The 13,352-nt window shown below is 28.7% G+C and carries 11 protein-coding genes; 1 reads left to right on the top strand and 10 read right to left on the bottom strand.

Annotated elements, in window-relative coordinates; genetic code table 11:
- Window positions 1-14: 14 nt before the first annotated feature.
- The 6 genes from KQI41_RS03125 to KQI41_RS03100 form a co-directional block, all read right to left on the bottom strand.
- Window positions 15-506, bottom strand: a complete 492-nt coding sequence (locus KQI41_RS03125; protein ID WP_154438939.1) for a phosphatidylglycerophosphatase A family protein — start codon at window positions 504-506, stop codon at window positions 15-17.
- Between the two features lie 167 nt (window positions 507-673).
- Window positions 674-1,396: a cyclase family protein gene (locus KQI41_RS03120; protein ID WP_154438938.1), complete on the bottom strand. Its 723-nt coding sequence runs from the start codon at window positions 1,394-1,396 to the stop codon at window positions 674-676.
- 244 nt (window positions 1,397-1,640) lie between these two features.
- Window positions 1,641-3,014: a sigma-54-dependent transcriptional regulator gene (locus tag KQI41_RS03115; RefSeq protein ID WP_154438937.1), complete on the bottom strand. Its 1,374-nt coding sequence runs from the start codon at window positions 3,012-3,014 to the stop codon at window positions 1,641-1,643.
- 12 nt (window positions 3,015-3,026) lie between these two features.
- Window positions 3,027-3,218 carry an ATP-binding protein gene (locus KQI41_RS19370; RefSeq protein ID WP_412034775.1) on the bottom strand — a complete coding sequence of 64 codons (192 nt, stop codon included), beginning with the start codon at window positions 3,216-3,218 and terminating at the stop codon, window positions 3,027-3,029.
- A gap of 41 nt (window positions 3,219-3,259) precedes the next feature.
- Window positions 3,260-4,726, bottom strand: a complete 1,467-nt coding sequence (locus tag KQI41_RS03105) for a transporter substrate-binding domain-containing protein (RefSeq protein ID WP_154438936.1) — start codon at window positions 4,724-4,726, stop codon at window positions 3,260-3,262.
- A gap of 115 nt (window positions 4,727-4,841) precedes the next feature.
- The gene (locus KQI41_RS03100) at window positions 4,842-5,255 is read right to left on the bottom strand and encodes a hypothetical protein (RefSeq protein ID WP_154438935.1); all 414 of its coding nucleotides are present in this window, start codon (window positions 5,253-5,255) and stop codon (window positions 4,842-4,844) included.
- A gap of 236 nt (window positions 5,256-5,491) precedes the next feature.
- On the opposite strand from KQI41_RS03100, the gene KQI41_RS03095 reads away from it, so the two are divergent.
- Entirely contained in the window at window positions 5,492-6,754 is a 1,263-nt protein-coding gene (locus KQI41_RS03095) for a DUF1576 domain-containing protein (protein WP_154438934.1), read from the top strand.
- Between the two features lie 71 nt (window positions 6,755-6,825).
- On the opposite strand, the gene KQI41_RS03090 is transcribed toward KQI41_RS03095, so the two are convergent.
- The 4 genes from KQI41_RS03090 to KQI41_RS03075 all read right to left on the bottom strand — a co-directional run bounded on the left by KQI41_RS03090 (window position 6,826) and on the right by KQI41_RS03075 (window position 13,349).
- Window positions 6,826-8,958: an adenosylcobalamin-dependent ribonucleoside-diphosphate reductase gene (locus KQI41_RS03090; RefSeq protein ID WP_154438933.1), complete on the bottom strand. Its 2,133-nt coding sequence runs from the start codon at window positions 8,956-8,958 to the stop codon at window positions 6,826-6,828.
- 113 nt (window positions 8,959-9,071) lie between these two features.
- A complete protein-coding gene (locus KQI41_RS03085) occupies window positions 9,072-10,535 on the bottom strand; it encodes a DUF445 family protein (protein WP_195837907.1) in 1,464 nt (487 codons plus the stop codon).
- A 57-nt stretch (window positions 10,536-10,592) separates the two neighbouring features.
- Window positions 10,593-12,470, bottom strand: coding sequence for a molecular chaperone HtpG (gene htpG / locus KQI41_RS03080; RefSeq protein WP_154438931.1), 1,878 nt, complete (start codon window positions 12,468-12,470; stop codon window positions 10,593-10,595).
- 132 nt (window positions 12,471-12,602) lie between these two features.
- Window positions 12,603-13,349: a GTP pyrophosphokinase gene (locus KQI41_RS03075; protein ID WP_154438930.1), complete on the bottom strand. Its 747-nt coding sequence runs from the start codon at window positions 13,347-13,349 to the stop codon at window positions 12,603-12,605.
- Window positions 13,350-13,352 lie beyond the last annotated feature (3 nt).

Genomic DNA, 13,352 nt, shown 5'->3' with positions numbered 1-13,352 from the left:
AATCGAACCTATTTTTAATCTTTTCTTGAATGAGCAATCTTACTGGCAGTTGCAGCTGCTATGGCTGCAATTAAATCGTCTAAAAATGTATGAACTGCAACACCTTTCATTCCATCTAGTTTTTTTATGATTCCAATCTTTTCTTTATCTAAGTATCCATAGTTTGTAAGTCCTATGGTTCCATAAACATTTACTATGGATAGAGGGATTATTTCATCAATTCCATATAATCCTTCATCGGATTCAACTATATCTTGAAGCGGTTCTGGTAATAGTTTTTTTTCTGCCAATTCATCTAAAGCTATTCCTGTTAAAATAGCATGGATTATCTCTCGCTTTGTTAGTACAGCTTTAATATTCTCTACACAGAACTCCAATGTTAAATCAGGATAATAATTTTTCTGAAGTAGTAATACTATTTCTCCTATATCTTCTAATTTTACGCCTCTTCTTTCAAGCATTGCTATAGTCTGTTCATGTAATTCTTCCATATTATACTTTCCCATTATTTCCACCTCTTACTTCCTAATATTTAATATTTATTTATATATTCCCTTATTTAAGTATATATTCCCAAATAAATTAAATATATTTATGATAATTTTTTTGTAAGTATAGCATAATGAGATATTCCAATGCTAATTCCATTAAAAAATTATACTAGAGATAATAATTATTCGTTCTTAGGTAATAGTGCAATTGCTCTTACTGGCGAACCAGTACCTCCCCTGATTTTTAAAGGTAATCCCATATATAGAAATCTCTTTCCAACAACTTTATCTAAATTACATAAATGCTCTGTATTTGTAATATCATATTCTCCACATACTAGATGACCTGAGAAATCTAAATCATCTGGAGTTTGGTCAATTGCTGGTGAATCAACAGCAATATTTACTACTCCTTTTTCTGCTAACCACTTTGCTGACTCGTAGGAAACCCCTGAATGTTTTGCACTTAATCCACCATATCCATTATCTGGATATGTTCTATCATAATGTCCTGTATACATTATGAAAATATCACCTTTCTTGATTTCTAATCCATGTTTCTCTAAAGCCTCTTCAATGTCTTTTATTTCTATATAGTCTGGGTATCTAATATGTCTTAAATCAACACATATAGCATCACCAAAGAAATATTCTAAAGGCATTTCCTCCATTGGAGCTCCACCTGGCTTATATTCAATAACTGCATCTGAGTGAGTTCCAGCATGTTCACTCATTAAAATATTTCTTGCATAAAATCCCAATGTTTCACTACCAGTAGCCTTCATGTTCTCCTCATGAGTTTGGTTTGTCATTATAAAAGTTGGCTGATGTATACCGAATAATGGCATACCTTGATATATCTCTTGGCTTAGGTCAATAATCTCCCATCTTTGATTAAAGTTCATATTAACACTCCTTTAGTTTTTATTATATACATCTATTAAAAGCAATTCTTATGCCAACCTTTTATGCTGTCTAAAGTAGCCTTTTACAGTATTTTCCTTTTTGTAGCAATTCTAAAAGAAGAAACTTTTTCCTACTCGAAGTGTTTAGAAAATATCCAATAATCCAAATCCTTTTATTTATCTTAATTTAAAAGAAAAAATACCTAAAGGAATCTTTTTCCTCTTAGGTATTTTTTTCCTGATTCTATTGATTTTTATCATTCTGTTCTATATATTTCTTTAATTTATTTCTTATGGTTCTATCAGTTATTCCAAGTATTTTTGCTGTTTCTCTTTGATTATAATTACATTCCATGTAAGTAGATTCAATAACCTTCTTCTCAATATTTTCTAAAGTTTGTCCTACAAATATTGGAATAAGTTTCTTATTTATAAAAGTCTCTGATTTTTCATCCTTATTTATATGAGATAATATGTCTTTTTTAGTTAAAACATCTCCCTCTACTAGCGCTATGGCTCTTTCCACCAGATTTTCCAACTCTCTAACATTTCCATTTAGTTCATATTTCTCTAGAGTTTCAATAAAATCATATTCTATTTTTTTAATCTCCTTGTTCAATAATCTACTATACTTGTAAATAAAATAATTAGTTAAAGGAACAATATCTTCTGGTCTGTCTCTTAAAGCAGGCATATGAATATTGATTACATTTAATCTATAATATAAGTCTTCTCTAAACCTTTCTTCCTTTACCAAATTAAGTAAATCTCTATTGGTAGCAGTTATAATTCTTACATCTACAACTATAGGTTCCTCTGAACCTATGGGGGTTATTACATTTTCCTGAATTGCTTGTAATAATTTTCCTTGCATCCCTAGGTCCATATCTCCTATTTCATCTAAAAACAATGTTCCACCATGAGCCAATTCAAAATATCCTTTTTTATCTGTTAAAGCACCAGTAAATGCACCTTTTTTATATCCAAATAATTCGCTTTCTAATAAATCCTTTGGTATTGCAGCACAGTTTATTGCATAAAACTTCTTATGTCTTCTATTTCCTTGTCTATGTATTGCCTTAGCTATTAAACTTTTTCCAGTGCCACTTTCTCCAGTAATCAAGACTTTAGAATCTATATCCTTAATTTTTTCTATAGTATTTAATATACTTTTTATTGAACCAGACTCTCCTATAATTCCATCTTTTATATATTTTTCTCTAGATTCAGCACTTAAAAAATTTATTTGTTTATAAAGATTATTGACTTCAGCACCCTTGGCTATTAGAAATTCTAATTCTTTTATGTCTATAGGTTTTGTTAAATAATGAAATACTCCACTTCTTATGGCTTCAATAGAAGACTTAATAGTGCCATAGGCAGTAACAATTATTACAACAGCTTCTGGATTCATATCTTTTATTTTAGAATATAATTCCATTCCATCTTCATTTCCTAGCTTCAAATCTAAGATGGTAACTGATATTTCATTGTTTGTATAATGTTCCAATGCTTCTTCTGAATTATACGCTAAATAAACCTTATATTGATTTTTAAATGCAAACTTCAAAGATTCTACTATGGGCTCATCATCATCTACAATTAATATTTTTTCCATTTTTATCACTTCCTATATCTGAAAATTTAAAGAAACTCTAACTCCATTGTCTATATTTGAAACTTCAATAGTCCCATTGTTTTCTTTAATAAGGTTATATGATATAAACAATCCCAAACCTGTTCCATTTTTCTTAGTTGTAAAAAATGGATCAAATACTTTTGAAATATTTGATTCTGAAATTTGATCCCCATCATTTTCTATTAAAATTGTCTTTTTCTCATCGTTTTCTTTAGTGTAGATATTTATATTACCAGTATCTTTAACTCCATCAACTGCAAATTGATCAATACTTGTTTTATCTGATTTTTATCTACATTTAGTGTAAAGTCACCTCCTATGGCTATATTAAATTTTATTCCTTTAGAGTCATTGGAAAGTTTACATAGTGACCTCATAATGTCATTTTCCAATAATTCCTTTATGTTTACTGTGGATATATTGGCTTCATCTGGCTTAGAGTATTCTAATAGACTAGTAAAGAGTTTATTTATATAATCTATTTGTTTTGGAACATGATAAATTAAAGATTCTTTAAATTCTTTATCTTCAATATGCTCTGGTATAAGTTCAATAAAGTTCTTAATACTGGTAAGGGGATTTCTTAATTCATGTGCAATATTCAATAAAAGAAATCCTAAAGACTCCATTTTATCTTTTCTAATTAAGGTTTCTTCCATCTTCTTACGTTCTGTAATATCTATAAAATTAATTAATACACCGATCAGGATATTTTTATCATCTAGTAATTTAGTATAATTAACTTCTAGATATTTTTTATTATCCATATTATCTATTTCTATTTTAGCATAATAAGTATCTTCAACACCATCTAATATATTATGTATAACCGTTGTATTAAATATTTTAGCTATATCTGTTTCATAAAATGATTTAAATAATATTTTTTCTAATGGTAAATTTAAAATTCCCTTAGCAAACTTGTTTATTGCAGTAACTCTGCCTAGTCTATCTATATATATTACTCCTGTATCTATATTTTCTATTATTTGTTTTCCAAAATAGCCCATTTTGTGATTAAACCAGCTATCATATATTTCTTCATATTTACCATTATCTTTTATTTTTTTCATACCTATGGTAAATTTATCTGCAATAACTTCATTTCCTTTTTTAAATGCTATTCCATACTTAGTCAAGTGAATTGGTGAACCAACTAATTTCAATTTATTTTTAAAACCCGATTTCTCTGCATAGTGAAGTATTGTCAGCTTGTTTCCCACTACTAAATCTACTCTGCCTTCTAGCAGTAATTTTAGTGCATCTTCATGACTAGATACTACAAATATTGATATTGGATTTTTATTGGAACTCATTCTAGTTATTATTTCAAATCCAACATCATTTTTTTGTACTGCCACTCTATATTTATATAAATTAATAATATCTTTTATATCTTGCCTACCTTCCAAAGCAAAAGCAGAATGAAATACTGTAATATACTCTGGACCAAAAACATATTTTTCTTGCCGATTACCAGAGAAAGACATTCCTTCAATGCCATCATATTCCCCATTATCCATGGCTTTTATTGCCTCCGTCCAATCTAATAACTCCACCTCAACTTCTATATCCATTTCTTTCCCTATGGCTTTACTAATATCTATATTAAATCCATCTACTTCTCCTTTATCATTTATAAACTCATAAGGCGGATGCTTTATATCTGCACATAGCTTTATTTTCTTCATATGATTTCTCCTTTATTTTACCTTATCTTATGAGACTTTTACCCTAATTCAAATTATATTATCATTTAAAAAAAGAGCTAAAGATTAACTCTTTAACTCAAATAATAAATTATATTTATAAATGTCTTTTTACATCTTTTGTATGTAAATACTTATCAACTGCAAATATTATTGCCAAAGCAATTACACCTAAAAGTATATCTATACTATTTGAACTGCTAATTAACATTTTTCTTGCTATTGCATACAGAATTACCTCAAGAACATTTCCAGCAGTATGACCTATTAACATAAGTGCTAACTCTAAACCTACTACTAGAAGTAATATATGTACAAATAGTCCTTGCAAGACTACATAAGAAGAACTGGCCTCTGTAATAAATACTTTATAAATCAGAACAATTATATCCTTACAGCTTACAATTACTGTGGCAAGTATAAATATTGCCATTATAACTTCTATCCACAGAATAAAATGTTTTATCTTCTTTTCTAATTTTTTTAAAACTGTAGGTGATTCTTCATGCATTGAGTACACTCCTCATCTTTATTAATTTATTTACCTTTTTATTACTAATTATAGTATCACCTATTTTAAAGATAAAATCAATAACTTATTACTTGTCATGCTCAGACCCTATAAATTAAAAATATAGTTCTCGATAAAAATTTATCTAGCATAAAAACTTAATTCTATGTTATAATAAAACTCTCTTATTATAATATATGAATTCATAAATAATCTATTTGAGCTTGGAGGTACCGATGAAAAAACAACGATACTATTTTTCCACTCAGCATCTTAATCTTATTTTACTATCTTTTATTCCTTGCCTATTAATTATTCTAGGGTTTTTAATTGATTCTCCTAAAGAAATATTTAAAGGTTTGTACGATTTAGTTATAGCACCTGATATATTACTTACTGATTATTTAGCAGTAGGTGGCATAGGAGCTACCTTTCTAAATGCTGGAATTTTAGGTCTATTATGTATTTCAATCGTATATTTTTTAAAGATTTCCCTAACTGGACCTTTAATTGCAGCAATTTTAACTGTCATAGGCTTTAGTTTTATTGGAAAAAATGTTGGAAATGTATGGCCTATTTTAGTTGGCGGATTATTATATTGTCGTCATAAAAAAATAGAATTTAAAACTATTCTGACTCCTATTCTCTTTGCAACTACACTAGCTCCTGCAGTTAGTGAAATAGCATTTGGTCTTAATTTAAGTTATTACATTAGTATTCCTTTAGGTATAGGAACTGGTATACTAATTGGATTTATCATTATTCCTATTGCTCTTCATATTGTGCATTTTCATTCTGGATATAATTTATATAATATGGGGTTTGTCGGTGGTATAATAGGAACACTTATTACCTCTTTAATTCAAGGATTTGGTTTTAGTATAAGAACCCAATCTATTTTATCCACAGAATATAGTGTGTTTATGAAGTATTTATTGATTTTTATTTCTGTCTTCTATTTAATTGTAGGATATATAATGAATGATCGAAGTTTTAAAGGTTATTCTGATGTTCTAAAATCTAGCGGTCACGCATTAGGTGACTTTACTGAACGTTTTGGCTTTGGACTTGCTTATATAAACATTGGGATAATGGGACTTATATGTATTTTTTATGTTTTGTTGACTAAGGGTGTGTTTAATGGACCTATAGTTGCTGGAATAGTAACTGTTATGGCATTTGCTCCTTTTGGTAAACATCCTAGAAATTCAATACCTATTTTTATTGGTGTATATCTGGCGGCTATAATAAAGATTTTTAATGCTTCTTCAACAACTGTAATTATGGCAGCATTATTTGGTACAGCATTAGCACCTATTGCAGGGTCTTATGGATGTATAGCTGGTATAGTTGCTGGCTTCCTTCATGTTTCTGTTGTAGCCAATGTATTCCAGATACATAATGGATTAAATCTTTATAATAATGGATTCTCTTGTGGAATAGTAGCAGGAATTATGGTTCCAGTTTTAGAAGCTTTCTTTAAAAAGGAAAAAAAATAAAGGTATTAAAAGAATAATTAAATAAGATAAAAACAAGCTAAATGGCAATCATTTAGCTTGTTTTTTAATAATTAAAATGAGCAAGGACTATATCCACAGTCTTGACACTCTGAGCATCCTCCACTGTGCATCATATCCCCAGCACACATAGGACAAGTATCTGGGTCTTCTTTTATTTGTTCTTCTGCTAATTTATTTATTTCATTTTTCAATTCATCTATTTTTTCTAATCTATTTTCCTTTTCCTTATTTGTAATAAGAATTCCTGATCTTGCACATCCATCACGATAAATAGTTATTCCTTTTAATCCCTTTTCCCAAGCATACATATATAAGTCTTCTACTTCTTCAACTGTAAACTCATTTGGTACATTTACTGTGGAAGATATACTTGCATCTATATATTGCTGCCAAGCTGCCTGAACCTCTATTCTATCTTTATAGTTTAAGTTTGAAGTAGTTATAAAGAATTCTGGCAAATCTTCTTCTTTAGAAATATTGTTTCTATCCATATATTCTTTAACTATAGGTGTAAATACTTTATAATATGTGTCTACATGATGTAAAGACTCAGACTTTCTTGTATAGGACACTTGAAATATCGGTTCCACTCCATTGCTGCATCCTATTAATGTTGATATACTTCCCGTAGGTGGTATAGTTAGTAGCTGACTATTTCTCAACCCATACTCCTTAATTAGCTCTAGCACTTCCTCCGTTGCATTATCTATAAGAAATGGTGAACTAAGGATTGCTTCTTTATTATATCTTGGGAATGGTCCATATTCCTCAGCCAGTAAAGCTGATTGTCTTAAAGCTTCATTAACCATGGTATGACCTATTTTATGAATTAAATCAATAGATTCTTTCCCTCCATATTTGATTCCTAACTTAATAAACATATCTGCTAACCCCATAATTCCAAGACCAATCTGTCTCAACTCTCTTGACATTTCTCTTTGCTGCTCTAATGGGTGTAATTCCATATTTTCATCTAATACTTCGTTTAAATAAATTACCCCATCCCTTACCATTTTACCAAATCTTTCATATTCAAAATAAGCATATTTGGTAAAAGGATTTTTTACAAATTCAGATAAGTTAATAGAAGATAAATTACAACTTCCAAACGCAGGTAAGGTCTCCTCAGCACAAGGGTTAACTCCTGCAAATTCAAAGTCTCTATCTTCACTCATTAAATGCCATGAGTTAATCCTATTTTGAAATAATATACCAGGCTCTGCCATATTCCAATTGTTTCTAGATAACTTTTCAAATAATTCTCCTGCATCAACTGTCTTGCTTATTTCTTCTCCTGTAGCTTCAACTTTAAAGTATAACTCATATTCCTCATTATTTTTTACTGCATTCATAAACTTATCATCGATATTTACAGATATATTTGCATAATTCACTTTAGACAAATCATTTTTAACATCAATAAAATCTTCTATATCTGGATGATTGCAATCCATATTCAACATCAATGCTCCACGTCTGCCTCTCATACCAATTAATCCTGTAACCATGGAGAATAAATCCATAAAAGAAACTGCTCCAGTTGTAGTATTAGCAGCATTATTTACTTTGGAACCTTTTGGTCTTAGTTTAGAAATAGTAAGCCCTACTCCTCCACCGTAAGAATAAGTTCTGGCAAGGTATTTTGCAGTATCAAATATGGATTCAATATTATCCTCAACTTTAGGCATTACATAACAATTACTAAGTGTAATTTTTCTTCCAAGTTTGTGTAATCCTCTACCAGCTAAAATACGTCCTGCTGGCATAAATTTCTTATCCTTTATGGCCTTTTTTATAGAATCATTTTCACCACTAACTCTAGTTAAAAATCCATCAAAAGATTCATTTTCATAGCGATACTTTTTCTCATATATATCCCTTTGAAGGTCAGACATAACCCATCCCTGTTCTCTTAACTTTGCTCTTTCTTCTCTATAGATTATATATAATTTTGCTACATCTGGCCGTGATTTCATAAGCTCTATTTCTACAAAGTCTTGAATCTTTTCTATATTTACAATTTCTAGCTTATTAAAATCTAAAAAGACCTTATGAGAAATTTCCTTAGCTAGATCTTCATCAATACCTAATTCTGTTTCTCCCATGGCCTTCTTGATGGCATTTACAATTTTATCTTCTTCAAATACAACTATATTTCCATTTCGTTTTTCAACCTGTAACATTTTGCTCCCCCTCTATTTGATATAACTATATATAGTATATATTATACATTTCATATACAACATATACCCAATTTATCAAATATTATCTTAAAAATCAAAGATATTAAATTATCTTAATATAACATTTGAAGAAGAGGAGTTAGTATTCCCATGATTCCACCAAGTAATGCTCCTAGCCATGTAATAGCCTTTAACTCTTTATCAGCAATATCTAAAATTAACTTTTCTGTAAAATTTACATCAAAGCTTTGAATCTTATCTTCAACAATTCTCGATATATTAAAGAATTCAATTATTTTTGGCAATTGATTTATGGCGAATTTATCAAATATGCTTCGTAGAGAGCTATATAATCTTGAAACACTATCTTTATCTATTTTTTCTACCATAGATGAAATGGATTTGTTTAAAACTTCCTCCATAATACTTTTTATAAATGAATCTATACTTTTTTCAAGTTCTTCACTTTCCAAAATCCTACCTATATTTCCATCTAAATAAGATATTATAATTTCTTTATTTTCCAATTCAGATTTTTTTAGCTTCTCCCCTAAGATATTTAATATTATATTGTGATTATCTTCATTAGAAATATATTCAATTAATATACTTGCTACTTTTTCAAGCTCTTCCTCAGAAGTACTGTCCAATACCCTTTGAGATATATCTGAAACCTTTGAATCCAATAATTTATTCAATAGAGACTTAATAAGCATTACAACATCATTGTTTGTATCTTCACTATCTATATATTTTTCGATCATATGAAATATCTTTTCAGCTATGGTATCTGGACTTACAAATGCCATAATTACCTTACTTATATTTTTCAACACCAATTCAGATATGGAATTTTTAAGTTTTTGTTGTATAACAGGGTCTTTAAAACCATTTCTTATATTATTTCCGATTTCATCTTTATTGTCATCAATATAATTATTCATTGAAATAATTATTTCTTCTGGCAATATTTCAGATAACTTTCTTTCATCATCTGATAAATTGTTTAATTTTGACTTTATCAGTTCTATTATTTTTTTCTTTAATTCATAAGAACTTGATAATTCTACTAAAACTTCCTTTAGCTTTTCATTTAATGCCTTATAAATATTTTCACATTCCATATTATTGACTTTTTCAGTAATAGATTTAATTAATAAGTTTCTGAATTTCTGTTTTCTAATTTGTATCATAATTAAATCTTTTATTTTTATTTCTATTTCTGCTACAAATCCATCATAATTGTTGAGTACATTTTCTAAAAATTCTTTTATAGATTGTTGATTTTCCTTTAATTTCTCTATTTTATTATAAATAAAGGACTTAATTTCATCGTCTATTTCCTTATTAGCGAGAGAATCTATTATGGTGTCTGGAGACAATAGATGTATACCTACGGTTTCACCAATACTCTTAGCTATTCTATCTTTTTCTTTAGGTATTAACCCAGGAGTAAAAGGAATCTTTATGCCAAATATTTTCTTCTCATAATGAGGTCTAAATAACATTTTTATGGCAAGCCAGTTTGTAAAATATCCTATAATGGCTCCAACTATAATTGGTATTATTAATTTCATACGTTTCTCCTCCAAAGTATAGATGGTTCTTTTATATAAAAGAACCATCTATCTATATTACATAAGCTTACATATATTATTTGTAAATTCTACAGGGTCTTCAATAGGCAATCCTTCTATTAGTAAAGCTTGATTATATAATAAATTAGTATATAATTTTAATTTGTCTTTATCATTTTCATAAGCAGATTTTAATGTCTCAAATACAGGGTGATTTACATTAATCTCCAGTATCTTATCTGCCTTTACATTTGGATTATCTGGCATCATATTTAAAACCTTCTCCATCTCTATTGAAAGTTCTCCTTCACTGGATAAACAAACTGGATGATTTTTCAATCTCTTAGATGGTTTGATTTCTTTTATCTTATTCAATAGAGTATCTTTCATAAATCCAAATAAATCTTTATTTTCTTCCATTTCCTTTTCATTATCTTTATCATTATCATCAGTTTCTATTCCTAAATCTCCTGATGATACTGATTTGAATTCCTTTTCCTTATACTTCATAAGTACCTTAATTGCAAATTCATCTATATCATCTGTAAAGTATAGAATTTCATAGCCTTTATCCTTTACCACTTCAGACTGTGGCAATTTATCTATTCTATCAACTGATTCTCCAACTGCATAATAAATATATTTTTGTTCTTCTGCCATTCTACTTATATACTCATCTAATGTAACCATTTTCTTTTCCTTAGATGAATAGAATAAAAGCAGGTCTTGTAAAACTTCTTTATTCATACCAAAATCACTATATACACCAAATTTCAACTGTTTACCAAAGCTTTCAAAGAATTTTTCATATTCTTCTCTATTATTTTTTAATATTAAAGCTAATTCATCTTTTATTTTATCCTCAATCTTCTTAGCAATTAGTTTTAGCTGCCTATCATGTTGTAATATTTCCCTAGATATATTAAGAGATAAATCTTCTGAATCGACTACTCCCTTTACAAAACTAAAATAATCTGGTAAAAGATCAGCACATTTTTCCATTATAAGGACTCCATTGGAATATAACTCCAGCCCTTTTTCATATTCCTTAGTATAAAAATCATAAGGTGCTTCCTGTGGTATAAATAATATAGCATTATATCTTAAAGTTCCATCTACACTTAAATGAATGGATTTCATTGGTTTATCAAAACCAAAATGTTTTTCCATATAAAAGTTTTCATAGTCTTCTTCTTTTAACTCATTTTTATTTTTTCTCCAAATAGGAACCATACTATTAATTACTTGTTCTTCTTGATATTCTTCATATTCATCTTCTGAGCCTTCTTTAAGTCTGCTCTTTGTTATATCTAATTTAATAGGATACCTAATGAAATCAGAATATTTTTTTATGATTCCCCTAAGTCTATATTCTTCTAAAAACTCATCATATTTTTCATCTTCTGTGTTTTCCTTTATACTTAGAATTATATCTGTTCCTACTATGTCCTTTTTCGTATTTTCTATGATATAACCTTCTGCTCCTTCTGACTCCCATTTATATGCTTCTTCTGATCCAAAGGTTTTACTTATGACTGTTACCTTATCTGCTACCATAAATGCAGAATAGAATCCAACACCAAATTGACCTATTATATCATACCCATCTTTTATTTGGTTTTCGTTTTTAAATGCAAAGCTTCCACTATTGGCTATTACTCCAAGATGTTCTTCTAACTCTTCTTTAGACATTCCTATTCCCGTATCTGATATGGTTAAGGTTCTATTGTCCTTATCTGCAACTATTTTGATATAATAGTCGTCCTTGTTGAAAGATATATTTTCATCTGTTAATGCCTTGTAATAAATTTTATCTATGGCATCAGATGAGTTAGAAATTAATTCTCTTAAAAATATTTCCTTATGAGTATAAATTGAGTTTACCATAAGATCTAATAAACGCTTAGATTCTGCCCTAAATTCTCTCTTTTCCATAGTATCTTCCCTTTCTCAATTCTTATTTTAAATAAATTAGCACTCATATCATTAGAGTGCTAATAAGAAAAATGTACCATATTTATTTTTCTATGTCAAGAATTTGCATATTTTTCTTTTATATTTATAAATTTATGCTTCCAATTCTCTCTCTAAATTTAAAAAACTATTAGGAAGGTATAAGTTACTATCCTTCACAAAAATATTTATTAAATTTTCCTCTGAACTATTGGAATCCTTTATCTTTGTAACCTCTTTGCTAAGGTTTTCCATTCTTCTATCTAATTGGGACACTGTAATTGCAGCTTCCTTTAATTCGTCCTTTAATCTTTGAGGAATGTCACTATTATATTTATAATAAATTTTATGCTCTAGACTTGCCCAAAAATCCATCCCCATTGTTCTAATCTGGACTTCTACATAAACATCTTCAATCCTATCTGACATAAATACCGGTACCTGTAAAATCAAGTGAAGACTTTGATACCCATTGGGCTTAGGATTTTTTATATAATCTCTATACTTTATGACCTTCAAATCCTTCTGTTGCTTTAGCATTTCACTTATTTTATATATATCCGATACAAATGAACAAACAATCCGAATCCCAGCTATATCTTTAATGTTCTCTTTTATTGAAGGAAAAGAAATCTCTAAATCTTTTCTATTTAATTTTTCTATAATACTTTCAGGAGTTTTAATTCTAGATTTCACATGCTCAATAGGATTATAGTCATGAATGTATTGAAATTCCTGATTCAAAATATTGATTTTTGTCTTTACTTCTTCAAGTCCAAACTTATAGGACATTAAAAATCTCTTTAGTTCCTTTTCCATCATCTTTAATTGATTCATATTTACTGCTGCTTTTATTTCCATCTT

The organism is Tissierella pigra (assembly GCF_018917845.1).
In the GTDB taxonomy this organism is placed as follows: Bacteria; Bacillota; Clostridia; order Tissierellales; family Tissierellaceae; genus Tissierella; species Tissierella pigra.
This window is presented reverse-complemented; position numbering and strand designations above follow the sequence as displayed.